This is a genomic window from Aquisalimonas sp. (assembly GCF_007120195.1).
GTDB lineage: Bacteria > Pseudomonadota > Gammaproteobacteria > Nitrococcales > Aquisalimonadaceae > Aquisalimonas.
In genome coordinates this window covers 1-25,127 of the sequence record NZ_SKOG01000002.1, presented here as the reverse complement: position 1 = coordinate 25,127, position 25,127 = coordinate 1, and the positions used below count along the sequence as shown (strand labels likewise).

Sequence of the window (25,127 nt, the reverse complement as noted above, 5' to 3'; positions counted from 1 at the left end):
TCTACATCTTTCGATCGGCGGCGCTGCCGTGGCGTGGCTGCACGCCTTAGGCGGCGGGCAATCAGCGGTCACCGTCCTGACTGCGCTGCTGCAACACCATCAACTCATTGATGGCGTCCACCACCCGCTCAAAACCGCCGGTAATATCCTCAGGCCGGTTTTCGCCCACCGCCCGCTCCAGGGCGTCACAGGCTTGCTGCAGACGCTCCGCCCGGCAAACGCCGGCCGCCCCGTTGAGTTTGTGAACGTGGTCCTGCAGCGCCGCGCGATCACCGCGCCTATAGGCGTTGTGAATCGCACGGCGATGCTCGGGGAGTTCGGCGGCAAGCAGGCTTCGCAGCTCAGCGCTCAGCTCCCCACGGGCATCCTCCGCCAGCGACGGCAATTCCGCTACCTCCATCTCCGCCTCGCCGGCCGCGAGTCGAAGCTGGCGGGTCACCTGCGCCTCGGTCACCGGCTTGATGAGGCACTCGTCCATGCCGATCCGCATGAGCCGCTCCCGCTCGCCGGTCATGGCGTTCGCGGTCAATGCAACAATGCGGGGCATGGCGCGCCCGTGGTGCTGCGCATGGCCGCGAATTTCGCCGTACGCATCCTCGCCGCTCATGCGCGGCATGTGAATGTCCATAAACACAAGGGCGTAGTCAATCTCCCGGCACCGGTTCACCGCCTCATGGCCGTCACCTGCTTCGTCTACCTGTGCCCCCTGCTGCCCAACAATGGTGGAGACCAGCTTGCGGTTGATGGCATTGTCGTCGACCACCAGCACGCGAATCTCCCGCAAGCGATTCAGGGGCTCGGTCCGGCTCGCTTCGGGTCGCGGCGGCCGGGATTGCTGAGGCGCCATCCATTCGGGTGGCGTTTCGTCCAGTGACAGCACGCGGCATAGTTCGCGGTAGAGCGTCTGGCGGCGGACCACCTTGGGCAGGCAGGTCTGGGCGCCAAGTCGGTACAAGTCGCACAGCTCGTTACGCTCCACAGTGCTCGCCAGGATGAGCACCGACGCATCCAGGCGCTGCGCTCGCGCCATCAGCTCGCGGAAGTAGCCGCGATCGAGCTCCTCCCGGCTGAGGCCCAGCACGATACAGTCCCAGGCAGTGTGGGACTTGGCCAGTGACAGGAAAGTCTCGGCGTCCTCTACATCCCGGACCTGCAGGCCCAACGCGCCGAAGACGTGCCGCGCCGCCAGCCGGCTGAGGGTCGACGTGTCATGGAGCAGAAGCTGCCGTCCGGCGAGCGGGTTGTGGCCGGCGGGCGTGCGAGCGTTCGTATTGGCCCGGCGTTGTTTCACGCACTCGAGCGTGAACCAAAACGTCGAGCCCTTATCCTGTTCACTCTCAAGGCCGACGTTACCCCCCATCTGTTCCACGAGCTTTTTGGAGATGATGAGGCCCAGCCCGGCGCCACCGAAACGCCGGGTGATGGACGTGTCGGCCTGGCTGAAGGCCTGGAACAGTTTTTCCTGTGCCTGGAATTTCAGGCCGATTCCGGTATCAGTCACCGTGATTCGGATCCGTACCCGGTCGTCAGACTCGTCCTCCAGCATGACCCGCACGACGACCCGGCCCTGCGGGGTGAACTTGACCGCATTGTGGACCAGGTTGGTGAGTACCTGCCGGATGCGGATGGGATCACCGAAAAGCCGAGCCGGCACATCCTGATAAATCAGATGCACCAGCTCCAGGTTCTTGCCGTAAGCCGTCGGGGCCATCAATGCCATGACCTCCTCGACGCAGTCACGCATGTCAAAGGCGACATTGTCGATAACCAGCTTGCCGGCCTCGACTTTCGAGAAATCCAGGATGTCGTTGACCAGGGCCGACAGATTGGTGCAAGACTCACGGATTGTGTCCACGAATTCCCGCTGCTCGTCGTTCAGCCGCGTGTGCGACAACAAATCAGTGAAGCCGAGAATACCGTTGATCGGCGTGCGAATCTCATGGCTCATGTTGGCCAGGAACTCGGATTTCACCTTGCTGCCCTGGAGCGCACGCTTGCGCGCAAGGTCGAGCTCCGCGTTCTGGATTTCCACCGCCTCAAGCGTTTCCCGGGACTCGCGGGTGGCCTGCTCGATCTGTTCATTGAGATCCGTTTCGTTGCGCTGCTGGCGGGCCGCCATTCGATTCACGGCGCGCGCCAGCTCGCCGATCTCGCCACTCGCAAGCAGGTGCGCCCGCGCCCGCAGATCGCCCGAGCCAAGGCGGCGTACGGTATCCGTGAGCCGGGCGATGGGCCGGACAACGCTGCGGCGCGCCCAGAATCCGAACCCGAGGCTGAACAACAGCGCGAGCCCCAGCGCTGCGGCGGCGCGCCTGGCCAAAACCGCTTCGCGCTGAAGGTAGGGCGTGGCATTCACGTCAACGAGCACCCAACCCACAAGCTGCTCGCCGCTGTCCAGCGGCAGGCGATCCAGCAAGGGGTCGGGGGGCGCCACCACGGGGACGCGGATACTGGGGAGGTGATCCAGGCGCAAAAGCCAGCCGCTTAGGCGCAGGAACATGTCCTCTGGTCGTGCTTCTTGTGCCGCCACGTCCTCGGCGCCAAAGTGGGCCACCACCTGTCCATCGGCCCGCTGCACAATCACTGTGGCAATGGCCGGGTCCAGCCGGGCCGCGGCTGCGATCTGGTGGACAACGGGCTGGTCTTCGCTCGCCAGCGGCTCCCGCAACGCGGGCGCCAGCTGCCGCGCCACGGTCTCACCCCGCTCGACCAGCTGCTTGTAAGTGTCCTGGGCCCTGCTGCTGAGTAGATACCCCACCAGCAGGGTTGTCGTCAGCACCGGTGCAAGCACCGCGAGCACGAAGACGCGCATCCCGAGTCCCCAGCGCATGGGTTACTCCGTCCTGTCCATGGGAATGGGCGGCTCTGCCGCCGCCGAGCGGAAGTCTCAACTATGCAATGGTACAGGTTCCTGGTGATCCCGACCTATGCGGCGTGATCACGAGCTTTCCCGCACATCCATTGTGGGCGAGAATAGGCGCGCCCTCGCGGACGCGCGTCACGCGATCACTACCGCACTGCACAGCGCTTGCCGGTAGCGAGGGACCAGCGCGACTCCTACGAGCCGCGACAAATAGCGGGCAACAGCGGAATCGCTACCTCTCCTCTGGCGGGTATCCGGACTGATTCCATGACGATTTTCGCGTTTGACATCGAAACCGTGCCGGACCTGGACGGGCTACGGCGGCTGTACGGCCTTGACGGTCTGGACGACGCCAGTGTGGCCGAGGCCGGATTCAGCCTGCGGCGCCAGGAGACCGGGGGCTCCGATTTTCTGCGCCTGCACCTCCACCGGGTGGTGGTGATCTCCATCGCCATGCGCAGCGGCGAGCGCTTCAAGATCTGGTCCCTGGGCCAAGGGGACGATGACGAGGCGGAGGTAATCCAGCGTTTCTACGATGGCATCGAGCGCTTCACCCCCACGCTGGTCTCCTGGAACGGCAGCGGCTTCGATCTGCCCGTGCTCCATTACCGGGCGCTTAGGCACGGGCTGAGTTCACCCCGCTACTGGGAGACCGGGGCCACGGAACAGACGTTTCGCTGGAACAACTATCTCAACCGCTTCCACGAACGCCACACGGATCTCATGGACATGATCGCCGGCTACCAGCCGCGGGCCAATGCGCCGCTGGATGAAATCGCCACCCTGTGCGGTTTCCCCGGCAAGATGGGCATGAGCGGCAGCCAGGTCCACCAGGCCATCGAGTCCGGGGCATTCGACAGCGTGCGCGACTACTGCGAGACTGACGCACTCAATACCTACCTGGTGTGGCTGCGTTTCCAACTGCTGCGCGGTCACCTGGATCGCCCCGGGTACGCGCGGGAGTGCGCCATCGTGCGTGAGACACTCGCGGGCGACGGCCGCGCGCACCTCCGGCAGTTCCTGGACGCCTGGCCGATGGATTCCGTGGAACAGGGCACTGATGGCTAAGCGCCGGCGTCGCTCGCGCATTCCCGGGGAGCCGGTGGATGTCCAGGTGGAGTCCCTGAGCCATGAAGGCCGGGGCATTGCCCACATCGCCGGCAAGACCGTTTTCGTCCACGGCGGCCTCCCGGGCGAGGCCGTGCGCATGCGCTATACCAAGTGCCACCGCCGGTTTGATGAAGGGCGCGTGGAGGCGGTGCTGGCGCCCGCTCCGGAGCGGGTCGAGCCGCGTTGCCCGCACTTTGGGGTGTGCGGTGGCTGCAGCCTCCAGCACATGCCCCCGGAACAGCAGATCCGCTTCAAGCAAGGGGTATTGCTGGAGCAACTCGCCCACATCGGCGGCGTGACGCCGGAGACGGTACTCGACCCGATCACGGGGCCCATCTGGGGATACCGGCGCAAGGCGCGCCTGGCGGTCAAGGACGTGCCCGCCAAGGGGCGGGTCCTGGTCGGTTTTCGCGAAAAGCACAGCCCCTATGTGGCCGATATGACAGAGTGCCACGTGCTGGACCCGCGGGTCGCAGACCGCCTCACGGACCTGAGCGCGCTGGTGGCCGGGCTCTCCTGCCGCGGTCGTTTGCCGCAGATCGAGGTGGCCATCGGTGACGACACGGTGGCCCTGGTGTTTCGCAACCTGCACCCTTTCACCGGTGCCGACTACCGGCGCCTGGCCGCATTTGGCGAACAGCACGGTCTCGCCATCTACGAGCAGCCGGGGAACGAGGACACGGTGACACCGGTGTGGCCCGGCGCACCACGCCTGGCTTATCGGCCCGCCCCGGGTGAACCGGTAATCGAGTTCCAGCCCACCGACTTCACCCAGGTGAACCGCGGCATCAACACCGCCATGGTTGAGCGGGTACTTGAGTATCTGCAGCCGCAGCCGGCCGACCGCGTCCTGGAGCTCTTTTGTGGCCTGGGCAATTTCTCACTGCCGCTCGCCCGACGCGCCGGGGAGGTCGTGGGCGTGGAGGGCGATGAGCGGTTGGTCCGGCGCGCGCAGGAAAACGCCGCACGCAATGGCATCGCCAATGCACGGTTTTACGCCGCCGACCTTGCGGCGGACACAGACACACCGGCCTGGCTCGACAGACCCGTCGACAAGATACTGCTGGATCCACCGCGCTCCGGTGCGGCGGCGGTCATCGCACGCGTCGGCGGCCTCGCAGCGCGGACGGTGTTGTACATTTCCTGTAACCCGGCCACCCTCGCCCGGGACGCGGGCGCCCTGGTCCACGAACATGGCTACCGGCTCGAGCGGGCGGGGGTCATGGACATGTTCCCGCATACGGCGCACGTGGAGAGTCTGGCGCTGTTTCGTCACGGAGGCTGACAGAGAGGCCCATGGCAAAACAACTCGAAATCCTCAATTGCACAGTCGCTTATAACGGTTTCTTCAGGCTGGAACGCTACCAGTTGCGCCACGGACTGTTTGCCGGCGGCATGAGCCAGGAGCTCGTGCGCGAGCTGTTCCGGCGGGGCCGTGTGGCGGCGGTGCTTCCCTACGACGCGGTACGCGATGCGGTCGTGCTCATCGAACAGTTCCGCATTGGCGCCATGGATGCACCGACCGGCGCCTGGCTCATGGAAACCATCGCAGGGGTCGCCGAGCCCGAGGAGACCATCACGGCGGTGGCCCACCGCGAGGCCCGGGAGGAGGCGGGTCTGAGACTCGACGAACTGATGCGGATCTGCGACTACTACCCGAGCCCGGGAGCGTCGTCGGAACTCGTCAGTCTGTTCTGCGCACGTGTGGACGCCACCGGCGTCGAAGGCGTGCACGGACTCGCCGAGGAAAACGAAGATATCCGCGTCCACGTCCTGCCCGTGGAAGAGGCCATGGACATGCTGGAGCACGGCATTATCAACAGTGCCATGCCCATTATCGCGCTGCAGTGGCTGGCGCTGAACCGCGAGCGCCTGCTCGACCTGTGGGCCGACTAAAGAGCGCATTCTCTGTTCCATGACCTTGCCTCGCTACTCCCGGGCGTACCGCGCACGGCGATGCTTCGGTTCATACCCCGCGCGCCTGCTCGGCGGCATTGCCGATGTAGCGCGCCGGAGTGAGCTCCCTTAAAGTTTGCCGCGCCTCTTCGGGAAGATCGAGCGCGTCGATGAACGCCTTCATGCCGGCGGCGTCAACACGATGCCCGCGCGTGAGTTCCTTGAGCTTCTCGTAAGGATGCTCGATCCCGTAACGGCGCATGACCGTCTGGATGGCCTCGGCGAGGACTTCCCAGTTGGCGTCGAGATCCTCGGCGATACGCTGGCGATTGACTGCCAGCTTGCCCACGCCCTTGAGCAGCGCGTCGTAGGCGATCAGCGAGTGGGCGATGCCCGCGCCCGCACTGCGCAGCACGGTGGAATCCGTCAAATCACGCTGCCAGCGGGACACGGGGAGCTTGGCCCCCAGATGCGAGAACACGGCATTGGCCAGCCCCAGATTGCCCTCGGCGTTTTCGAAGTCGATCGGGTTCACCTTGTGCGGCATGGTCGATGATCCCACCTCGCCGGCGACCAGGTCTTGCTTGAAGTAGCCCCAGGCGATATAGCCCCAGACATCGCGGCTGAAGTCGACCAGCACCGTATTGAGCCGGGAGCAGGCATCGAACAGCTCGGCAATGTAGTCGTGGGGCTCGATCTGGGTTGTATAGGGGTTCCAGGTCAGCCCGAGCCCCTCGACGTAGCGGCGCGCAAACGACGGCCAATCGACCTCCGGATAGGCCACGTGGTGGGCATTGTAGTTGCCGACCGCGCCGTTGATCTTCCCCATGATGGGCACAGCGGCGATCTGGGCACGCTGGCGCTCCATCCGGTAAGCGACGTTTGCCATCTCCTTGCCCAATGTGGTCGGGGAGGCCGGCTGGCCGTGCGTGCGCGACAGCATGGCCACATCGGCGTTGGTGTGCGCCAGTTCGCGCACGGCGTCGATCATCCGATCCAGGATCGGCAAGAGCACCTCGCGTCGTGCTGCATCCAGCATCAGCGCGTAGGCCAGGTTGTTGATATCCTCGGAGGTGCAGGCGAAGTGCACGAACTCCCTGATCGACCCGAGTTCCGGATGCCCGGCAATGGCTTCCTTGATGTAGTACTCCACCGCTTTGACGTCATGATTCGTGGTCGCTTCAAGCGCCTTGACGCGACCGGCCTGCTGCGGTTCGAAGTCGGTGATCAGTCGGTCCAGGGCCTGGCGGGCGGCGTCCGACAGGGGCGGGACTTCCGTGAGCACCGGCTCGGCCGCTAGCGCCTGGAGCCAGCGCACCTCTACGATTAGGCGGTGCCGGATGAGGCCGAACTCGCTGAAGATGGGCTGCAGGGCTTCGGTCTTGTTGCCGTAGCGACCGTCGACGGGGGAAATCGCCGTGAGTCGGGTGAGTTCCATGGTGGCTCCGCTGTTTCCTGGCCCTTTGCTTGCCCACACCTGCGGGTGCAGGATCGTTCCCGGGCTGCCGGGGCTATTCTATCAGTGTGCGGAAAAAGATCACCGGCAGCCTTGGATCATGACGCCGCTTCGGGCACGCTTGACGACCCTTGATGATCGAGGCGCCGCGCCGGTCCCATCCATACCCCCTACGGAGGAATCAATAATGGCCGACTATCGCACCGAAAAAGACAGCATGGGCGAACTGCGCGTGCCCGCGGATGCGCTCTACGGCGCCCAGACGCAACGCGCGGTGGATAACTTCCCCGTGAGCGGCATCCCCATGGGGCGCCCGTTCATTCGCGCACTTGGCTTAATCAAGGCGACCGCGGCCGAGGTCAACCGCGATCTCGGCTTGATGGATACGAGTACTGCCGACGCCATCGTGACCGCCGCCCTGGCAGTGGCCGAGGGTGAGCACGACCAGCAATTCCCTGTGGATGTCTTCCAGACGGGTTCCGGCACCAGCAGCAATATGAACGCCAACGAAGTCATTGCCCATCTGGCCACCAGGGAAGCGGGCACGACGATCCATGCCAACGACCACGTGAACATGGGCCAGAGCAGTAACGACGTCATCCCCACGGCGATCCATGTCAGCGCCGCCCTGGAGACCCAGGAACGGCTGTTGCCGGCGCTCGAGCACCTGGAGCAAACCATCGAGGCGCGTGTCTCGGAACTCTCCGAAGTGGCCAAGACGGGCCGAACGCACCTCATGGACGCCATGCCCGTGACGCTGGGACAGGAACTCTCCGGCTGGGGGGCCCAGATCCGGCAGGGTCGGGAGCGGATCAGCGACACACTGCCGCGTTTGCGCGCTCTGGCCCAGGGCGGCACCGCCGTCGGCACGGGGATCAACGCGCATCCCGAGTTCGCAGGACGCTTTGCCAATCGCCTGGCAGAGCGCACCGGCCTGGCCTTCCGGCCGATGGACAATTGTTTCCTGGGCCTGAGCAGCCAGGATACGGTCGTGGAACTTTCGGGGCAGTTGCGCGCGCTCGCGGTGGCCTACATGAAGATCGCCAACGACCTGCGCTGGATGAATAGCGGCCCACTGGCCGGGCTCGGCGAGATCAGCCTGCCCGCCCTGCAGCCAGGCTCCAGCATCATGCCGGGTAAGGTGAACCCGGTGGCGCCGGAATCCGTTGCCATGGTGGCCGCCCAGGTCATGGGTAACGACGGCGCCGTCGCCATCGCCGGGCAGTCCGGCAACTTCCAGCTGAACGTCATGCTGCCCCTGGTTGCGCACAATGTGCTGCAAAGTATTTATATTCTGGCCAATGCAGCGACCCTGCTGGCAGATAGCGCCATTGCCGGCTTCACGGTGAATCAGGCAAGACTGGACGACGCCTTGGCCCGTAACCCGATACTCGTCACCGCCTTGAACAGTGTGATCGGTTACGAGCTGGGCGCCAAGGTCGCCAAGCGTGCCTACGCGGAAGGACGCCCCGTACTGGACGTGGCCGAAGAGATGACGGATCTCGAGCGTTCCGAACTGGAGCGGATTATGGATCCGCGCTCCCTCACGGAGGGGGGGATTCCAGGCTGAAGTGTGCATAGTGCTGCGCCGGTGCATCCTCTGTTGCGGTATCCAGGTACAGCCACTGGAGCCTGAGGTCAGCGGGCGGCTCCAGTGGCTCGCCTTCGACGATGGTGCTGTAACCATCGCCGCCGACAATACGGTGGCGATGGGTCAAGAACAGCCCATCCAGGGCACCGGCCTTTAGAAACGCGTGCAGCACGTAAGGCCCGGTGACGGAGTAGGCCCGGCGATACCCCATTTGACCCAATTGCCGGGCGGCTGCCTCACCGCAAACGGCGCTGCCCTCGTTCACGGGCACGACCCGAGCGCCGCGGCCCTCGTGGCGGGCGACCGCCTCTGCCGGGGCATCACGGGTGGTCAGCACTGTTACCCGGCGGCCCTGCCGCAAGAGCGACAGCGGTAGCTGAAAATCCAGGCTCGCCGAAAGCACCGCCACATCAGGCTGAGGTGGGTAGCCGTGCCGGGTGCGCCAGGCATGCAGGTCCTGGAACGGTGGCTTGGAGCTCAGGGGCAGCACGTCCTGGGCCGTCCCCAGGCGCAGGTCGCGCAGGTATCGGCCGCTCGTGATGAGCACATCGGCGCGCGCCGCCAGTTCCTGGAACAGCCGCCAGTCTCGCGGATCACTGATACTCGCCGCGACCCCGAGGCGCCCCGTTTGCCGATTGACCAGGGCGATCCGACCGTCGAGCGTGGCAATGAAGTTGCCATAAATCCACGGCCCGAAGCGACCCCCGCTAGGCAGGGGCGCTTCCAGATAGAGCCCCAGCAGAGGAACCGGATCAACCGCGGCGGGGTAGAGCGGTTGCACAGGAGCGGTGTACCGGGATTCGGTCATGATAGTTGTGATGCACTCGCTAGTTGGAAAAACGCCACACTACCAGTATGTCCCCAGGGACGCCTACGCGCGCGGCGCTGACCGTGGGACGCGGCGCCCGTAACTGACGTATCATGACCGGGATCGGCTGCTTTGCCGGCTACCTTGCCACCAACAGGGTCAGGCCGTTAGCGTCCGGTGCCACGCAGAGAGGTTCAAGACGGAATGGACGTGGTACTGGTCGATGACCACCAGTTGGTCCGTAGCGGTATCCGCCGCCTGCTGGACGACGCGCACGACATTGAGGTTACCGGTGAAGCGGCCAGCGGCGAGGCTGCCCTGCAATTGGTCCGCGACAAACGGCCCGACGTGGTGCTCATGGATGTAAGCATGCCCGGCATAGGCGGGCTGGAGGCCACGCGAAAGCTGCTTCGCATTGTCCCGGCGCTCAAGATCATCGCCCTGACCATCCACGGGGATGAGCCCTATCCAAGCCGCCTGATGGAAGCAGGTGCGATGGGGTATATCACCAAGGGCTGCGACGAGGAGGAAATCATTGGCGCGATTCGGACCGTATGCCGTGGCGAGCGTTACGTCGGTGCGGAAATCGCCCATCAAATGGCCCTGGCAAGCTTTGACGGCACGCGCGGAGGCGGGCTGGGGAAGCTCTCTCAGCGGGAAATCCAGGTGATGATCATGGTCACCCAGGGACGCAAGGTGCAGGAGATTTCGGATATCCTGTGTATCAGCCCCAAAACGGTGAGCACCTACCGCTACCGGCTGCACGAGAAGCTTGGGGTGGAAAGCGACGTGGAATTGACCCACCTGGCCCTGCGCCATGGAATGATTGACCAAATGCCCTAGTGTCCTGTACCTGCATGAGCGAAGCGCTGCCATTTGATGCCCGTGAACTCGTCCGCTCGTTCCCCGACCAGCCAGGTGTTTACCGAATGCTCGACGGGGATGGGCAGATCATCTACGTCGGTAAGGCGCGCAAACTCCGGCGGCGGGTTGCCAGTTACTTCACGGCCTCGGTGAAGAACCCGCGCACCCGCGCCATGGTCGCGCAAGTTGCGGACATCAGCTTCACGGTCACTCACACCGAGGCCGAGGCCCTGATCCTGGAAAACACCCTGATCAAGGAGCACAGCCCGCGCTACAATGTGCTTCTGCGCGACGACAAGAGCTACCCCTACATCTTTCTCTCCGACACACAGACATTTCCGCGCCTTGGCTTCCATCGGGGCAGTAGACGCCAGCCAGGGCGTTATTTTGGCCCGTTTCCCAGTGCCGGCGCGGTCCGGGACACGCTGAGCCACCTGCAAAAGGTGTTCCCAGTGCGCCAGTGCGAGGACACCTTCTTCGCCAATCGCTCGCGGCCATGCCTTCAGTACCAGATCAAGCGCTGTACCGCCCCCTGCGTGGGCTATGTCTCGCCAGCGGAATACGCGCGGGACGTGGAGCACGCCGTCATGTTTCTTGAGGGCAAGAGCGGCGAGGTCATCGACCGGCTGGTGCGGCAGATGGAGGAAGCCTCCGAGCAACTGGATTTCGAGCTCGCCGCGCGGCTGCGCGATCGTATCGCGACGCTAAGACGCATCCAGGAAAAACAGGCCATGGCCGGCGAGAAGGGAGACCTGGACGTGGTCGCTTGCGCCGCCGAAGGGCGTGCGGCCTGCGTTCAAGTGTTCGTGATTCGTCACGGCCACAACCTGGGCAACAAGAGCTTCTTCCCCAAAGTGCCGCAGGGCACGGAGCCCGGGGAAATCCTCGCCGCATTTCTGGCGCGGTACTACCTGGGCCGGGAGACTCCCAGGGAGATTCTGGTCAATGTCGAGGTGGCCGAGCGGGAAGTGCTGCAAGAGGCCCTGGCCCAGGACGCGGGGCACGCCGTCGTCATTCGCCGCCGGGTGCGTACCGAGCGCCGGCGTTGGCTGGACATGGCGGTGAACAATGCCCGCACCGCCCTGCAGGCCCGCGCTGCCCAACAGGCAGGGCAGGGGCAGCGCATGGACGCCCTGCAGCAGGCCCTGGATCTCGAAGCCATCCCGCAGCGCATAGAGTGTTTCGATGTTAGCCACACCGGCGGCGAGGCGACCGTGGCGTCTTGTGTGGTGTTCGATCACGAAGGCCCGGTGAAATCCGACTACCGGCGATTCAACGTCACCGACATCGAGCCGGGCGATGATTACGCGGCGATGCGCCAGGCCCTGGAGCGGCGCTACACACGGCTGAAACGCGGTGAAGGCGTGTTGCCGGACCTGTTGCTCATTGACGGCGGCCCGGGGCAGGTGAAGCAGGCCATGGCGGTGCTGGAAGAGTTGCAGGTCGACGGAGTGCCCGTCATCGGCATCGCCAAAGGGCCGGATCGGCGCCCGGGAGAGGAGAAGCTGTATCTCGCTGAGCGCGATGAAACAGTTATACTGCCCGCGGATTCCCCGGCATTGCACGTGTTGCAGCAGATCCGGGACGAAGCCCATCGATTCGCGATTAGCGGGCACCGGAATCGGCGCAGCAAAGCCAGGCGCGGTTCAAGGCTCGAGGATATCCCGGGGCTCGGGCCCAAGCGCCGGCAGAACATCCTCAAGCAATTCGGCGGATTGAAAGCGGTTTCCCGAGCGGGCGTGGACGATCTCGCCCGGGTGGCCGGCGTCAGCCGAGAGCTGGCGCAGCGGATTTACGACATGTTCCACGGTGATGGGAAGGGTTGATGCAGTCATGGATATGAATGTGCCCAACAGCTTGACCCTGGCACGCATTGCCATGATCCCGATTTTCGGGCTCGTGTTTTTTCTGCCGGTCGAGTGGTCCAACCTCGCCGCCGCAGTGATCTTTGCCCTGGCCGCGGTAACAGACTGGCTCGACGGCTGGCTGGCGCGGCGACTTGGGCAGACGTCCGCTTTCGGCGCCTTCCTCGATCCAGTCGCGGACAAGCTGATGGTGGCCGTGGCTCTGGTGGCCCTGGTCACCGAGAATCCCTCGGCATTCTTCGCTCTGCCCGCGGCGGTGATCATCGGGCGGGAGATCGCCGTGTCCGCGCTGCGCGAGTGGATGGCGGAACTGGGTAAACGGGCAACCGTTGCCGTCAATGTCATCGGCAAGTTCAAGACCGGCGCCCAGATGATCGCCATCATTCTACTGGTCTACGGAGCGCCGCTGCTGGGTCTGCCCACCGTCGCTCTCGGCATGTTGTTGCTGTATGCGGCCGCCGGGCTGACGCTTTGGTCCATGATCGTCTATCTGCGGGCCGCCTGGGTGGTGCTGGTAGCGGAACCCCGCCACGATGCCGGCCAGACTTGACAGGCAGCGGATGGTGACTAGACTATGCTCCTCCTCAGGCGGGAATAGCTCAGTGGTAGAGCACAACCTTGCCAAGGTTGGGGTCGCGAGTTCGAATCTCGTTTCCCGCTCCAGATTGAAGGAATCGGTCAGCGCTTCCTTAACGCAACCCCGGCTTCCTGCCGGGGTTTGCTTTTCGGGCAGCGAGGCAACACGGTGCGGGGTGTGCCTGGGTACTTGTGTTATGGTGCCCGCAATCGCTCGTGGGCACCATCGGGTGCCGTGTTAACATAGGCCCAGCACGGGCTCGGTGGCAGAGTGGTGATGCAGCGGACTGCAAATCCGCGTACGTCGGTTCGATTCCGGCCCGAGCCTCCATCCAGATCAGCAAGCCGCCGCTCATGCGCGCGAGTGCGTACGACTGACCTAGCGCGGCCCCAGGCAGCTTGCCGTCTTGCACCAGACCCTGTCCCCGGTGGTGACCACCCATAAGCCAGGGCATAACCGTGACGCCACGCCAATGATCACCGTCCAGCCGGAGCTCTTCGGCTGTGACATGGACGCTACTCAGACCATGAATCGACGCTGGCTCGAGATCATAGCGGAGTTCGTTGTGTCCGCTTAACCCGCCCCCGCCGTCACAGTCGTTGGTTTGGCCCGGCAAGGATTCCGCGTGGCCAACCATCGGGATGGCCCGGTGTTCGTCCACCGGACGCCTGGGCTGGGGGATTCAAGCCTCGGCACGCTGGGCGCCGCGCGTGGTGGCCAGGAAAATTCCTCCAATCCCCGCCAGAACGACGTCTCTGCTCACCAACAATAGCAGGGAGAAGCCCACCGCCTCTGCAGTCTCGACACCTAGCGGAAGCAGCATCACGATGGTCGCTCCCTCTCGCACCCCAAGGCCGGAAATTGAAATTGGGAGCATTCCCGCGAGTATCCAGAGGGCCGCAACCCATAACGTATCCAGATAGGTCAACGGCAGGCCCAGGCTCTGAGCGACGCAAAAGACGAGCAGCCCGTTCAGAAGGTTCGACGCGATGGCCCAGAACCATAGCCAGAAATGCTCGACGAGGCGCAAGTCTGCGAAACTCTGAAATGCCGACATGAGTTTGATGAGGCTAGCACCAATCCTGCCGTTGGATAGGGGCATCCATCTTTTTATTAGCGCTATCACATGCACATTCGCGCACAGCACATAGCCGACGACCAAACCAAACAGCACCATGCTCAGCGTCAGTCGCGCCGCCCCGCTCTCCGGAGGCAAGATGAGGACATAAGCGAACAAACCCAGTCCCAGCAACGCGATTGTGTCACCGAGTCGATCATAAACAATGCTTGCCAACGCCTGCGCTGGCATCTGGTTGACACGCGAGAGCATGTACCAGCGCACCGCCCCACCGGCCATGTAACCCGGAAGCATTAGACTGTAAAAGGCCGAAATGAAGTTAATACGGTTGACTTGCCATGTGGTGAATGTCATGCCGAGATGACTCACCAGGAGCTTCAGCCTGAGGGCCGCAAACCACTTGAATGCAAGGACTAGCGGAATCGCGGGGAGAAGATAGAGTCCGTTTAGCTCCGTGATCAACGCTACAATCCGGTCTGCCCCCGCAAAGTGGAGCACCAGGCCGAGGAGAATGACGCTGGCCAAGACCCTGAGCGTTAGCCAAAAAATCCCCCTGACTGTCTTGCTCTCCCCTCGAGACAACGCCCCCATAAGCGCTCCTCGCATCATCATCCAATGAGTGGCGTCACCCGTTTCGGCACTTTTCTTTATGTCATCTCTACAAGCGTGCTTGAAAAGCCCTGTACAAGCACTTCCTGAGGCCGACAAGCACGCTGCCGTGCTGCGACGGCCAGAGATGACGCACTTCAGCTGCTGCCCCAACTGGACCGACATCTTCCACTGTCTCTACCCAGACCTCAAGGCGCCCAGATTCAGTGCACCGCACGCTGCCGCCAGAAGCTCAACCAGGCGCGCCGCTTGGCCCGGGACTGCCTCCACCCCCATGTCTTTCCAGCGGTGACGTCGGGCCGCTGGTGCCTAAGCCTGGCAACCCACCCCCAGGGCATTGACTTCGATACATTGAGGGCTCTCTTGAACTCGCCCTCCAGCGCTGTGGCAGCGCCGCAGTACGGCCGGTCGCAGCGCCTCCGGCGTCGCGCCAAGGCGTGCACGGTGCTTGCCCGGGAGGAGGGTGCAATCTGCCATGCCCGGGTCGGGCACGCCACTCGCGCGCTTGCGCCGAGCGTGAAGCGGGGCTTCTCTGTCCTGCGGGGCATGTCGGGCCCACGTGCCCGGCCTGCAGAGCCGCGCCCCTGGGATCCACCCACACGTGCGGGCCTTGTGCGCGGCAATTGTGGAGTGCATAAGCCCCTGATAGCATTACCGCTGACTGATGGGACAATCACGGTTTCGCTGGGCCGCAAACCCGGGCACATCGGTTCGGCTGCGGCCCGAGCTTCCATCCTTGCCACTGCTGTCACCGCACACCGGATTTCGGTCATTGGGCAGCGTTCGGATATCCGCATCCTCTTGCAGACACCGCGGGTGTGATGGAACAGGTAGACATAGCAGACTTAAAATCTGCTGGGCTTATGCCCGTGCCGGTTCGAGTCCGGCCACCCGCACCATTGGGTCAGCCAGCGGCCATGGCGTGATGACATCCAGGTTACGCGAGAAATGGGATACCTGCTACAGCGCCGCCAGCCCGCTGGATGCGCGGGCCGCCGAGGTTCTCACCGAGAACCGCCATTTGCTGCCAGGGCGGGGCGCGGCGCTGGATGTGGCCGCCGGACTGGGCGGCAATGCCTTTGTGTTGGCGCGACAAGGCCTGGACACTCAGGCCTGGGACCTCTCAAGGGTCGCCGTCGCCCTTGTGCGGGGCTATGCCCGCGAGACCAAGCTTCCAGTCACCGCGATCACCCGAGACGTCGTCGCTCACCCGCCCGCGCCAGAGAGCTTCGAAGTCATTGTCGTCTCCGGCTTTCTGCACCGCGAGCTCTGCCCGGCTATCGCCGCCGCCCTGCGCCCCGGTGGGCTGCTGTTCTACCAAACCCACTGTCGGCACCGCTGCAGCTCCGGTGGCCCATCCAACCCCGCGTTCCTGCTCGAGGACGGAGAGCTGTTGCAGCTGTTCCATACCCTGTCACCCATTGTCTACCGCGAGGAACGACAACTCGGTGACCCCTTTTGCGGTTTCCGGGATCGCGCCATGCTGGTGGCGTTACGGAAACCTCGACCCAGTGAGGGCTGACATGCCGAGAAGAACAAAGATCGTGGCAACGCTTGGGCCAGCGACGGAGAAACCCGGCGTCCTCGAGGGAATCATCCAGGCCGGCGTCTCGGTCGTGCGCCTGAACTTCTCCCACGGTGACGCGCAAGGGCACTCGCGCACGGCCCGGTCCGTGCGTGAGACCGCCCGTCGCCTGGGGCAGGACGTCGCCATCCTGGCGGACCTACAAGGCCCCAAGATCCGGATCGAGCGTTTCAGCAATGGCGCGGTGGAGCTCAACGACGGTGACTCCTTCTTCCTCGACCCGGAACTGGCCCGTGATGCGGGAACCAAGGCCGGTGTCGGCGTCGCCTATGAGGCGTTACCCCGGGACGTCCACCCCGGCGATACCCTTTTGCTCGATGACGGCCAGCTCGTGCTGAGCGTCGAGCGCGTCGAGGGCCCCCGCATTCACTGCCGCGTCGAGCTTGGCGGGCGCTTGACCAACAACAAGGGCATCAATCGCCAGGGCGGCGGGCTCTCTGCCCCGGCTCTGACTGACAAGGACCGCGCTGATATCGTGAGCGCCGCTGAACTCGGTGCGGACTATGTGGCGGTGTCCTTCCCGCGCGCCGCCGAAGACCTGCACGAGGCCCGGCAACTGCTTGAGGAGGCGGGCAGCCAGGCCAGCGTGATCGCCAAAATCGAACGCGCGGAAGCGGTCGAGGCCATCGAATCGATTATCGAGGCCTCGGACGTCATCATGGTGGCACGCGGCGACCTGGGTGTGGAAATCGGGGATGCCGAATTGCCCGGGGTGCAAAAGCGCATCATCGCAACCGCGCGCAACCACAACCGTGTCGCGATTACCGCCACGCAGATGATGGAATCCATGATCACGCACCCGACGCCGACGCGCGCTGAAGTCATGGACGTGGCGAACGCAGTTATGGATGGCACCGATGCGGTCATGCTCTCGGCCGAGACGGCCACCGGCGCCTATCCGGTGCGCACGGTGGAGGCCATGGCCAGGATTTGCCTGGGCGCGGAACGCCAGCGCGCGACACAGCGCTCCACTCACCGGATCGATTCCCAGTTTGGCCGGATCGATGAAGCGATCGCCATGGCGGCGATGTATACGGCGAATCACCTCGAGGTGAAGGCCATTATCGCCCTCACGGAATCCGGGGCAACGGCGCTGTGGATGTCACGCATCAGCTCGGCCATTCCCATCTACGCACTGACCCAGCACGAGGCCACGCGGCGTCGCACGGCCCTGTACCGCGGCGTCTACCCCGTGGCCTTCGATATCATGCACCACGACGCAACCATGGTCGTCATGGACGCCGTAGGCACACTGAAGGAGACGGGGCTGGTGGCACCGGGCGATCTCGTGGTCGTGACCAAGGGGGAGTTTTCCGGAATTCCTGGGGGAACCAACGCCATGAGAATCCTCCGTGCCTAACTCGCGCTGGAGCGCGCCGGCCCGCTCAACACCACCCAACACACCTCGCGGAATTGATTGGGGCGGTGTCGCCAGTACAATGCCGAAGATTCCCCGCGGATAGGCCGGCGGAAGGTTGGGGACGGCGCTTCGGACAACGGATGCAACGGACTGAACTGCCCTTTCCGGGCTGGGAGACGGGCGTTACGTCTTGCGAATTAAATCATCAACGCTCGATGCGGCAGAAGGTAAGAAGCTATGGCGGTACCTCGTGCCTCTATTCACGGCGAGTGGTCAAGCGGTCTGGTCTTCATCCTCGCGGCGACCGGCTCCGCGGTGGGGCTAGGGAATCTTTGGCGCTTTCCCTATCTGGTCGGTGAGAACGGCGGCGCCGCCTTCGTCATAATCTATTTGCTCTGCATACTCCTGGTGGGGCTACCCATCATGATTGCGGAGATCACCATCGGCCGCCGCGGTAAACGCAGCCCGATCAACAGCCTGCGCTCGGTCTCTCTGGAGGAGGGGCGCTCCCGGCGGTGGTCTTTACTCGGCTGGCTCGGCGTTGCCGCGGGCTTTTTTATCCTGTCGTTCTACAGCGTGGTCGGCGGTTGGGCGCTGTTCTATGTGCTCCAGGCGCTACTCGGCAGCTTCGGCGGCATCACCGCCGATGCGGCCAGCGAGCTCTTCGACACGCTGCTCGCTAGCCCAGGCTCGGTGGTGGTTTGGCACACGCTGTTCATGCTGATTCTCTTCGTCATTGTCGCCGCGGGGGTTCGGCGTGGTCTGCAGCGCGCCGTAACGCTCCTGATGCCGTTGCTGTTCGTGCTGCTGATACTGCTGGTCGGTTACGGCATGGCGGCATCCGGCGCGTTCCAGGAGGCCATGGCCTTTATGTTTCGGCCCGACTTCTCTGCAGTGGAGGCTGGCACCATCCTGACGGCGCTTGGGCAGGCGTTCTTCACACTGAGCCTGGGCATGGGCGCCATCATGGTCTACGGCGCCTACCTGTCGCGGCAGGAATCCATCGCGAAGAGTGCCGCCTGGATCGTGGGCATGGATACAGCGACGGCCCTGCTTGCCGGACTGGCCATCTTTCCGATCGTTTTCGCCGCAGGCCTGGAGCCGGGCGAGGGCCCTGGCCTGGTGTTCGTGACCCTGCCGATTGTCTTTGGGGAGATTCCCTTCGGCTACGGGCTCGGCCTGCTGTTCTTTGTGCTGCTCTCGGTGGCGGCGGTGACCTCCGGCATGTCGCTGCTGGAGCCGGCAACAGCGTACCTGACGGAGCAAACCGGCGGCAACCGTGCGCAGGCGGCCGCCCTGATCACAGGATTGATCTGGGTGCTGGGGATTGCCTGCGGGCTGTCCTTGAACGTCTGGAGCGGCTTTGAGCTCCTGCCGGGGATGGGCATTTTCGACGCGCTGGAGTTTGTCTCCAATGACATCATGTTGCCGTTGGGTGGTCTGCTGATTGCGGTTTTCGTGGCTTGGCGCATGCGCCTGTCCAGCGTGGTCTCGGAGCTGGGTGCAGATCAGGACAGCGCCGTGTTCAAGACCTGGCTGTTCGCGACGCGATTCGTTGCCCCGGCGGCCGTGATCCTGGTGTTCCTGAACGCCACGGGTCTGTTCGGGTAGAAAAGGATATGGCTTCAGCACGGGGGAAGGGCAGGGGGCGCGGGCGCGCCCTGGTGTTCGTGATCGTATTCCTGGGTGGCGGCTTTGCCCTATACGCCGCGCCACCCCATCCCCAGGTGGTCGACTGGCCCGTAGCCCAGTGCGTGCAGAAAACCCCCGAGCTGGCCGCTATGCCCTGGGTGGAGGTAACGGTCGCTGACGCCGAGCCGGAGCGCGGCGAGACCGCCGCGGTTTTCCACGCTCGGCTTGCCGCCACCGGCCCCCACAGAGCCGCTGGGATGCAACACCTCTGCCCGGAGGCCATTGCCGTCAACCCCATCCTCTTCGTATTCGCCGAACCGACTCGCCCGGCATTCCACATGGACAACGTCCACGCTGCGCTGGACATCGCTTTCATCAATGCCAACGGCGTGATCGTCGCCATCGAGCGGATGACACCCGACCAGAGAACGCTGACGCGCGCCAATCAGCCCGTAGCGGCCGCTTTGGAGCTGCCTGCAGGGCGCGCTGATGCCTACGGGCTGGTCGAAGGCATGGTCATCAAGTGGTCTCAACCCGTTGAGTAACCTTGGCTTTGTGCATTGAAGCGGGGTTGTGGAGCGCTGCACCCGCGTAGGGCCGGCATGCGCCCGGCAAGTGCGCGGAGGCGGGCCACGCTGACCGCATGCCAGGCTGTCGCTGTGCGCCTGCGGCGCGGTTTGTTTGACGGCGGGTTACGCTGCGCTAACCCGCCCTCGTTCCGGCGTGCAGCCATGCCATGGCACCACGGCCAATCGAAGGATGTAGGGTGCCATTAGCGATAGCGTAATGCACCGTCAAACAAACCGCGCCGCAGGCGCACGACACGGTCGCCTGGCGGCGCTGCCGTCGGCACTGGAAACGCTGACGGGCGTAGCCCCTACGCCCGTCAGCATCGGCGGCGGTTGCCGCCGCCTGGGGGCCGCGCCATGGTAATATACTAGCCCATTGACGATTCCCCGCCCGGGGGATGGAATGCCAAGCACCTCGCTTCTCGCATAGGAGCCCAGCTCGATGCATCCGAGCGATGATGCGGATCGACCGATCAGGGTTCTGGTCGCCGATGATCGCGGCCTGATCCGCGAGGGCCTGCGGTGCATGCTTAACCGGGTCGGGGGCGTGGAGGTCCTCACTGGTAACGGCAGCCGCGAGGCGATATCCGAGCTCGCAGCGGCCCATCCCATTGACGCCGTGCTGATTGATGCGGAACTGCCGGGATGGAGGCGGATCGCTGTCACGCAACAATTGCAGCACAGCGCGTCACGCCCCAGGGTCGTTATCTTTTCGGTAACCCCGAGCGTGGAGGATGTCACCAGCGCGCTGGAGAGCGGCGCCTGCGGGTTCCTGCTGCGCGATGCCGGCGCCGCCGATCTCGAGATCGCATTGCACAATGCCATGAGCGGCGAGGTCTTCCTGTGCCCATCGATTTTCAGAACCGTTCTCTCCTATGACCTGCAACGCGATGATATATCGATATTTGATCTCGGCAATCTGGAGGCAAGCTCGCACAGGATCCTCCGGCTTCTGGCCGATGGGTTTACCATGACAAGCATTGCTCACTATCTCGCGGTGGGGGTTGGGACGGTCATTCGTCAACGCCAGGACATTATGCGCCGACTCGCAGTTGACGATGCCGATGCGCTAATACGTGAGGCTGTCCGCATGGGTGTGCTATCGTGTTCGAGATGAGTAACACGGTGTAGCGTCGGCCCGCGGCTCAGGGTTTTTACCGATGGGTTTGCACTGATGCAGCTGCGGGGCTAAGGCCTGTACCGTGTGAATCACGGGGAAGGCTTGGCTTGGACGTTCGGCCTCGCGACTCCCGAGGTGGGTCCCGCTCTTGGCGAGTCGTCCTTCTCCGTGGAGGAGATGGCAAGGGTTCGGCCTCGTTCCACGTCGAACATGGCTTGCCGGAAAATACGCGTTTCACGGAGCTGGGTATCGTTGTCCCACCATCATTATGGACAGTGAGCCAACCCGCATTCTGCTCGCCGATGACCACCGATTGGTGCGAAGTGCACTCAGGCATCTCATTGAATCCTTCCCTGGGATGGACGTGGTTGCCGAGGCCGGGTCCAGCCACGAACTTCTGCAGGCGGCTGGCGAACATCCGGCGCATGTGGCACTGGTCGATACTGCCTTGGCCTCTCTCGGAGGATTGAATCTTACCGGTCGCCTTCAGGAGCTGTGCGCGGGGATTCAGACCGTGGTCCTGTCCGTGTACGCCAGTGATTCCTATATCCGTCGGACCCTGGCTGAGGGGGCCTGTGGCTTCATCCACATGAATGCGGAGCCCGAAGATCTCGAATCGGCGATTCGGCTGGCTGCAGCCGGCCAGCCGTTCGTCTTCCCGGCCGTCGAGTCTGGACATCGCATTGATCCGATTCTTGTTAGCGGCTCGTCCGACGGCGCATCAAAGCCGCTGACCGCTCGCCAGGAAGAGGTCCTGCGACTGGTCGCCACAGGGTATCGCACAAGGGCAATTGCCGAACACCTGGGCGTGAGTGTCAAGACGGTGGAGACACACCGCGCGGAAATCATGCGCCGCCTCGGCTTGCGGCATATGGCCGGTATGGTGCGCGAGGCGATCCGGCTCGGCTTGGTTTCGACCTACCCATAAACGACTGCACGGCGCACGCGGGTTGCTGGTGCCAATCCCCCAACTTCGGCTCAGGCGCTGCAGCGCTCGCCAAGCTCGCCGGTAACAGCCTCGCTCACTCCGGGAGGTAACTCCCTCGCATTCTGCAATAATGCTTCACAGGGTTAATCAGGGTCTCTGGCTAACGTGGAGCGTCGATCATGACTGATCAAAGCGTCAACATTCGCAACATCGCGCTGGCCGGGCATGAGGGCAGCGGCAAGACGCTGCTCGCTGAGCGGTTGCTGCTGGCCGCCGGCGCCATTCGCCAGATGGGCGAACTGGCGCGCGGCAGCACCGTGTGCGACCACGACCCGTTGGAGCGGGAGCTGCAGCATTCGCTGGACGTCACGGCCTGTCACTTCGAGTACCGTGGCTGCCACACCCACCTGCTTGACACCCCGGGCTCCCCGGACCTGCTCGGGCGCACGGTGGCGGTGCTGCCTGCGGTGGAGTCGGTGGCGGTGGTGGTGAACGCCCAGGTTGGTATCGAGGTCGGCACCCGATGGGCCATGGAAGCCGCCGCGGCGCGTCGCCTGTGCCGTGTGCTCGTGGTCAACCGCATCGATGCCGGCGGGGACTGGCCAGCGCTGATGGAAGCGCTGCGAGAGGTCTTCGGCCCGCAATGCCTGCCGATCAACCTTCCCGCCGAGGGGGGAAGCAAGGTGCTGGATTGCTTCTTCACCGATCAAGGCGGACCCACCGACTTCTCCGAAGTGGCCTCGGCGCACCGCGATATCATCGAACAGGTCGTGGAGATGGACGAAGCGCTGTTGACGCGGTATCTCGAGGGTGACAGTGAGGTCACGCCGGAACAGTTGCACGACCCGTTCGAGCGCGCGCTGCGTGAGGGCCACTTGATCCCCGTCTGCTTTACCTCCGCGCACACGGGTGCCGGCATACCCGAGCTCCTGGACGAAATTGCACGGCTGACACCCAATCCCGCCGAGGGCAACCCGCCCCCGTTCGTCATGGGCGAGGGCGAGGCGGCGGAGCCGGTTAATGTGGCGCCTGATCCTGACAGGCACGTGGTGGCGCACGTATTTAAAGTGACGATTGATCCCTACGCCGGGCGCATCGCGTTGCTGCGCGTGCACCAGGGCACCGTACGTCCGGGGATGCAGCTGTTTGTGGGTAATCAGGGCAAGCCGTTCAAGGTAACGCACTTGTACGCGGTACAGGGCAAGCAGCTCCAGGAAATATCCGAGGCCGTGCCGGGGGACATCTGCGCCATCACCAAGGTCGAGGAGCTGGAGTACGACGCCGTGCTCCACGACTCCCACGACGAGGATCACTATCATCTGCGCGAGCCCGCGCCACCACCGCCGATGCTGGGTCAGGCGATTGAAGCCAGCCGCCATGGCGACGAACAGAAGCTTGCGGACGCGCTGGCGCGCCTGACCGCGGAAGATCCCAGCCTGCGCCTCGAGTACCGTCCGTCGCTCAACGAGCGGGTACTGTACGGCCACGGTGAGCTGCACCTGCGTGTGGTGCTGGAACGCCTCAAACGCGCCTTCAATGTGGACGTCCACACTCGCCCGCCCAGCGTTCCCTACCGCGAGACCATTTCGAGCGCAGCGGAAGGGCATTTCCGCCACAAGAAGCAAACGGGCGGGGCAGGGCAGTTCGGCGAGGTCTACCTGCGCGCGGACCCCCTGCCGCGCGGCGAGGGCTTTCAATTCGTGGACGAGGTCAAAGGCGGTGTGATTCCGGGCCAGTTTATCCCGGCGGTGGAAAAAGGCGTGCGCCAGGTGCTCGAGAGCGGCGCTATCGCCGGTTTCCCCATGCAGGACGTGCGCGTCACGGTCTATGACGGCAAGAGTCACCCGGTGGACAGCAAGGAAGTGGCCTTTACCACCGCCGGACGCAAGGCATTTCTCGACGCCATTGACAAGGCCGGGGCCGTGGTGCTGGAACCCATCGTGAGCCTGACCGTTACGGCGCCTGCCACCGCCGTGGGCGCCATCACCGGGGAGGTCAGCGCCATGCGAGGCCGCATCCTCGAGCAGCGCACCGTGTCCGACGGCACGCAGGTAGTCATCGAAGCCCTGGTGCCGCTACCGGAGCTCACCGACTATCACCACCGGCTGAAGGCACAAACCGCCGGCGAAGGCTTCTACGCCATGGCGCTGAGCCACTACGAACAGGCGCCGGCGCACCTGCAGCAGGAACTGGTCGCCGCCCACAGCCAGCAGCGACAACAGGAAAGCAGATGAGGACCCGGAACTGCCGGTCGTTCGTTCAATCAATCGAGCTGCATCCAAGGCCTGCCGGAGCACGTCGTTGACGGGCGAACTCAGCGCCGCAAGCCCCATAGGGTCCAACCGGCCGCAGAATCATCAAGGGACCAGCAGCGCAACCGGTAACCGTGGCGCTCCACGGCGCAGGCCGCCACATGGCCGGCGGCCGGGGATAGCAATCGCACGGACCAGCGCGCGGCTGTGTCCGGATCGCCGTCCGCGGCGTGGAACTCCGGGACTCCCCCCGACGTCAGAGCGACCTCGATGCGGTCCAGCCGCCCGGCCAGGCCGTCGCCGGTTGCCTTCACGTAGGCCTCCTTAATCGTCCAGGCGCCAAGGAACGCCTCGGCGCGTCGATCGGCAGGCACAGCGGCAAGCGCCAGCTGCTCCCGAAAGGAGCAACACAGCCGGGCCATCTGCTCGGCATCAGGGAGCGGGCGGAGCGCTTCCAGATCCACGCCGATTCGCCCTTCGCGCGTGACCGCATACAGGGCAAGCCCTTGGGAATGGGAGTAATTGAAGCAAACCGGCGGATTACCCCCGGGCCGCTCGAGCTCGGGCTTGCCATTCGGGCCATAGCCAAAGCCGATGCTCTCGGGCGCACGGTCAAGATAATGGCCAAGGAGCATGCGCAGCACGCCCCGGGCGGCGAGGAAACGCCGCTGGTCCGCGGCGAACACAAAGGCATCCGCCCTGTGGTTTTCGTCCGCAGATAAGGTCTGAGCGAGTCGCTCAAGGGGCCATGGCGGCCGGTCCAACGCCACACACCAGAGGTGGACGTCGGCGCCCGACAGCGCAGGATGTGGTGGCGCACGACCCCATGGATGGGCAGCCCCGGAGGCGTCGCTAGCCGGGATGCACTCGTTCATGAAGCCACCACTGCCACGTCATCCAGACAGGAAGCCAACCGCGTGGCGAGCACCGATACGTGCGGCTGGCGAAGCATGGTGTAGTGGTT

Annotated in this window: 19 protein-coding genes and 3 tRNA genes; 17 read left to right on the top strand and 5 right to left on the bottom strand. The window is 64.2% G+C overall.

The window, feature by feature from the left end:
- Positions 1-61: 61 nt before the first annotated feature.
- Positions 62-2,830 (bottom strand): ATP-binding protein, encoded by a 2,769-nt coding sequence (locus tag QZT63_RS00400; RefSeq protein WP_290647697.1) that lies wholly within the window; start codon positions 2,828-2,830, stop codon positions 62-64.
- A gap of 300 nt (positions 2,831-3,130) precedes the next feature.
- On the opposite strand from QZT63_RS00400, the gene QZT63_RS00395 reads away from it, so the two are divergent.
- Genes QZT63_RS00395 through QZT63_RS00385 form a run of 3 tightly spaced genes read left to right on the top strand, consistent with a single transcriptional unit; the run spans position 3,131 to position 5,869 of the window.
- Complete coding sequence (locus QZT63_RS00395; protein WP_290647696.1) at positions 3,131-3,931, top strand: 3'-5' exonuclease; 801 nt, start codon at positions 3,131-3,133, stop codon at positions 3,929-3,931.
- On the top strand, positions 3,924-5,258 hold the full coding sequence (rlmD, locus tag QZT63_RS00390) for a 23S rRNA (uracil(1939)-C(5))-methyltransferase RlmD (protein WP_290647693.1): 1,335 nt from the start codon (positions 3,924-3,926) through the stop codon (positions 5,256-5,258). Before QZT63_RS00395 ends, rlmD begins: the two co-directional genes overlap by 8 nt.
- 11 nt (positions 5,259-5,269) lie before the next feature.
- Positions 5,270-5,869, top strand: a complete 600-nt coding sequence (locus tag QZT63_RS00385; RefSeq protein ID WP_290647691.1) for an NUDIX domain-containing protein — start codon at positions 5,270-5,272, stop codon at positions 5,867-5,869.
- A 70-nt stretch (positions 5,870-5,939) separates the two neighbouring features.
- Here QZT63_RS00385 and purB read toward each other — a convergent pair whose 3' ends face one another.
- A complete protein-coding gene (gene purB / locus QZT63_RS00380) occupies positions 5,940-7,307 on the bottom strand; it encodes an adenylosuccinate lyase (protein ID WP_290647687.1) in 1,368 nt (455 codons plus the stop codon).
- A 205-nt stretch (positions 7,308-7,512) separates the two neighbouring features.
- Between purB and QZT63_RS00375 the strand changes: the two genes are divergently transcribed.
- Positions 7,513-8,895, top strand: coding sequence for a class II fumarate hydratase (locus tag QZT63_RS00375; RefSeq protein ID WP_290647686.1), 1,383 nt, complete (start codon positions 7,513-7,515; stop codon positions 8,893-8,895).
- Here the strand turns inward: QZT63_RS00375 and QZT63_RS00370 are convergent.
- On the bottom strand, positions 8,870-9,724 hold the full coding sequence (locus tag QZT63_RS00370) for a dihydrofolate reductase family protein (RefSeq protein WP_290647685.1): 855 nt from the start codon (positions 9,722-9,724) through the stop codon (positions 8,870-8,872). The two genes, QZT63_RS00375 and QZT63_RS00370, sit on opposite strands and share 26 nt — an antisense overlap.
- A gap of 204 nt (positions 9,725-9,928) precedes the next feature.
- Between QZT63_RS00370 and uvrY the strand changes: the two genes are divergently transcribed.
- The 5 genes from uvrY (at position 9,929) to QZT63_RS00345 (ending at position 13,360) form a co-directional block, all read left to right on the top strand.
- Positions 9,929-10,567, top strand: a complete 639-nt coding sequence (gene uvrY / locus QZT63_RS00365; protein ID WP_290647683.1) for a UvrY/SirA/GacA family response regulator transcription factor — start codon at positions 9,929-9,931, stop codon at positions 10,565-10,567.
- 14 nt (positions 10,568-10,581) lie between these two features.
- The gene (gene uvrC / locus QZT63_RS00360; RefSeq protein WP_290647681.1) at positions 10,582-12,414 is read left to right on the top strand and encodes an excinuclease ABC subunit UvrC; all 1,833 of its coding nucleotides are present in this window, start codon (positions 10,582-10,584) and stop codon (positions 12,412-12,414) included.
- Positions 12,415-12,421: 7 nt separating this feature from the next.
- The gene (gene pgsA / locus QZT63_RS00355) at positions 12,422-13,003 is read left to right on the top strand and encodes a CDP-diacylglycerol--glycerol-3-phosphate 3-phosphatidyltransferase (RefSeq protein ID WP_290647679.1); all 582 of its coding nucleotides are present in this window, start codon (positions 12,422-12,424) and stop codon (positions 13,001-13,003) included.
- Positions 13,004-13,041: 38 nt separating this feature from the next.
- Positions 13,042-13,116 (top strand) — tRNA-Gly (locus tag QZT63_RS00350).
- A gap of 170 nt (positions 13,117-13,286) precedes the next feature.
- Positions 13,287-13,360, top strand: a tRNA-Cys gene (locus QZT63_RS00345).
- A 352-nt stretch (positions 13,361-13,712) separates the two neighbouring features.
- Here the strand turns inward: QZT63_RS00345 and QZT63_RS00340 are convergent.
- The gene (locus QZT63_RS00340; RefSeq protein ID WP_290647678.1) at positions 13,713-14,699 is read right to left on the bottom strand and encodes a lysylphosphatidylglycerol synthase transmembrane domain-containing protein; all 987 of its coding nucleotides are present in this window, start codon (positions 14,697-14,699) and stop codon (positions 13,713-13,715) included.
- Positions 14,700-15,529: 830 nt separating this feature from the next.
- Between QZT63_RS00340 and QZT63_RS00335 the strand changes: the two genes are divergently transcribed.
- The 8 genes from QZT63_RS00335 (at position 15,530) to fusA (ending at position 24,145) form a co-directional block, all read left to right on the top strand.
- Positions 15,530-15,616: transfer RNA gene (locus tag QZT63_RS00335), tRNA-Leu, on the top strand.
- Between the two features lie 26 nt (positions 15,617-15,642).
- Positions 15,643-16,239: a class I SAM-dependent methyltransferase gene (locus QZT63_RS00330; RefSeq protein WP_290647676.1), complete on the top strand. Its 597-nt coding sequence runs from the start codon at positions 15,643-15,645 to the stop codon at positions 16,237-16,239.
- Position 16,240: 1 nt separating this feature from the next.
- On the top strand, positions 16,241-17,662 hold the full coding sequence (gene pyk, locus QZT63_RS00325) for a pyruvate kinase (protein ID WP_290647675.1): 1,422 nt from the start codon (positions 16,241-16,243) through the stop codon (positions 17,660-17,662).
- Positions 17,663-17,899: 237 nt separating this feature from the next.
- Positions 17,900-19,273, top strand: coding sequence for a sodium-dependent transporter (locus tag QZT63_RS00320; RefSeq protein WP_290647674.1), 1,374 nt, complete (start codon positions 17,900-17,902; stop codon positions 19,271-19,273).
- A gap of 8 nt (positions 19,274-19,281) precedes the next feature.
- A complete protein-coding gene (locus QZT63_RS00315) occupies positions 19,282-19,839 on the top strand; it encodes a DUF192 domain-containing protein (RefSeq protein WP_290647673.1) in 558 nt (185 codons plus the stop codon).
- A gap of 466 nt (positions 19,840-20,305) precedes the next feature.
- Positions 20,306-20,980 carry a response regulator transcription factor gene (locus QZT63_RS00310; protein WP_290647671.1) on the top strand — a complete coding sequence of 225 codons (675 nt, stop codon included), beginning with the start codon at positions 20,306-20,308 and terminating at the stop codon, positions 20,978-20,980.
- A gap of 271 nt (positions 20,981-21,251) precedes the next feature.
- The gene (locus QZT63_RS00305) at positions 21,252-21,911 is read left to right on the top strand and encodes a response regulator transcription factor (RefSeq protein ID WP_290647669.1); all 660 of its coding nucleotides are present in this window, start codon (positions 21,252-21,254) and stop codon (positions 21,909-21,911) included.
- Between the two features lie 179 nt (positions 21,912-22,090).
- A complete protein-coding gene (gene fusA, locus QZT63_RS00300) occupies positions 22,091-24,145 on the top strand; it encodes an elongation factor G (RefSeq protein ID WP_290647668.1) in 2,055 nt (684 codons plus the stop codon).
- A gap of 80 nt (positions 24,146-24,225) precedes the next feature.
- Here the strand turns inward: fusA and QZT63_RS00295 are convergent, their stop codons facing one another.
- Positions 24,226-25,038, bottom strand: a complete 813-nt coding sequence (locus QZT63_RS00295; protein WP_290647667.1) for a 4'-phosphopantetheinyl transferase superfamily protein — start codon at positions 25,036-25,038, stop codon at positions 24,226-24,228.
- Positions 25,039-25,127: the final 89 nt, after the last annotated feature.

What these genes read in the sequence shown, in the direction of transcription:
- QZT63_RS00400 (WP_290647697.1), bottom strand. Translation starts at nt 2,830, where the DNA reads ATGCGCTGGGGACTCGGGATGCGCGTCTTCGTGCTCGCGGTGCTTGCA.
- QZT63_RS00395 (WP_290647696.1), top strand. Translation starts at nt 3,131, where the DNA reads ATGACGATTTTCGCGTTTGACATCGAAACCGTGCCGGACCTGGACGGG.
- rlmD (WP_290647693.1), top strand. Translation starts at nt 3,924, where the DNA reads ATGGCTAAGCGCCGGCGTCGCTCGCGCATTCCCGGGGAGCCGGTGGAT.
- QZT63_RS00385 (WP_290647691.1), top strand. Translation starts at nt 5,270, where the DNA reads ATGGCAAAACAACTCGAAATCCTCAATTGCACAGTCGCTTATAACGGT.
- purB (WP_290647687.1), bottom strand. Translation starts at nt 7,307, where the DNA reads ATGGAACTCACCCGACTCACGGCGATTTCCCCCGTCGACGGTCGCTAC.
- QZT63_RS00375 (WP_290647686.1), top strand. Translation starts at nt 7,513, where the DNA reads ATGGCCGACTATCGCACCGAAAAAGACAGCATGGGCGAACTGCGCGTG.
- QZT63_RS00370 (WP_290647685.1), bottom strand. Translation starts at nt 9,724, where the DNA reads ATGACCGAATCCCGGTACACCGCTCCTGTGCAACCGCTCTACCCCGCC.
- uvrY (WP_290647683.1), top strand. Translation starts at nt 9,929, where the DNA reads ATGGACGTGGTACTGGTCGATGACCACCAGTTGGTCCGTAGCGGTATC.
- uvrC (WP_290647681.1), top strand. Translation starts at nt 10,582, where the DNA reads ATGAGCGAAGCGCTGCCATTTGATGCCCGTGAACTCGTCCGCTCGTTC.
- pgsA (WP_290647679.1), top strand. Translation starts at nt 12,422, where the DNA reads ATGGATATGAATGTGCCCAACAGCTTGACCCTGGCACGCATTGCCATG.
- QZT63_RS00340 (WP_290647678.1), bottom strand. Translation starts at nt 14,699, where the DNA reads ATGGGGGCGTTGTCTCGAGGGGAGAGCAAGACAGTCAGGGGGATTTTT.
- QZT63_RS00330 (WP_290647676.1), top strand. Translation starts at nt 15,643, where the DNA reads ATGACATCCAGGTTACGCGAGAAATGGGATACCTGCTACAGCGCCGCC.
- pyk (WP_290647675.1), top strand. Translation starts at nt 16,241, where the DNA reads ATGCCGAGAAGAACAAAGATCGTGGCAACGCTTGGGCCAGCGACGGAG.
- QZT63_RS00320 (WP_290647674.1), top strand. Translation starts at nt 17,900, where the DNA reads ATGGCGGTACCTCGTGCCTCTATTCACGGCGAGTGGTCAAGCGGTCTG.
- QZT63_RS00315 (WP_290647673.1), top strand. Translation starts at nt 19,282, where the DNA reads ATGGCTTCAGCACGGGGGAAGGGCAGGGGGCGCGGGCGCGCCCTGGTG.
- QZT63_RS00310 (WP_290647671.1), top strand. Translation starts at nt 20,306, where the DNA reads ATGCATCCGAGCGATGATGCGGATCGACCGATCAGGGTTCTGGTCGCC.
- QZT63_RS00305 (WP_290647669.1), top strand. Translation starts at nt 21,252, where the DNA reads ATGGACAGTGAGCCAACCCGCATTCTGCTCGCCGATGACCACCGATTG.
- fusA (WP_290647668.1), top strand. Translation starts at nt 22,091, where the DNA reads ATGACTGATCAAAGCGTCAACATTCGCAACATCGCGCTGGCCGGGCAT.
- QZT63_RS00295 (WP_290647667.1), bottom strand. Translation starts at nt 25,038, where the DNA reads ATGAACGAGTGCATCCCGGCTAGCGACGCCTCCGGGGCTGCCCATCCA.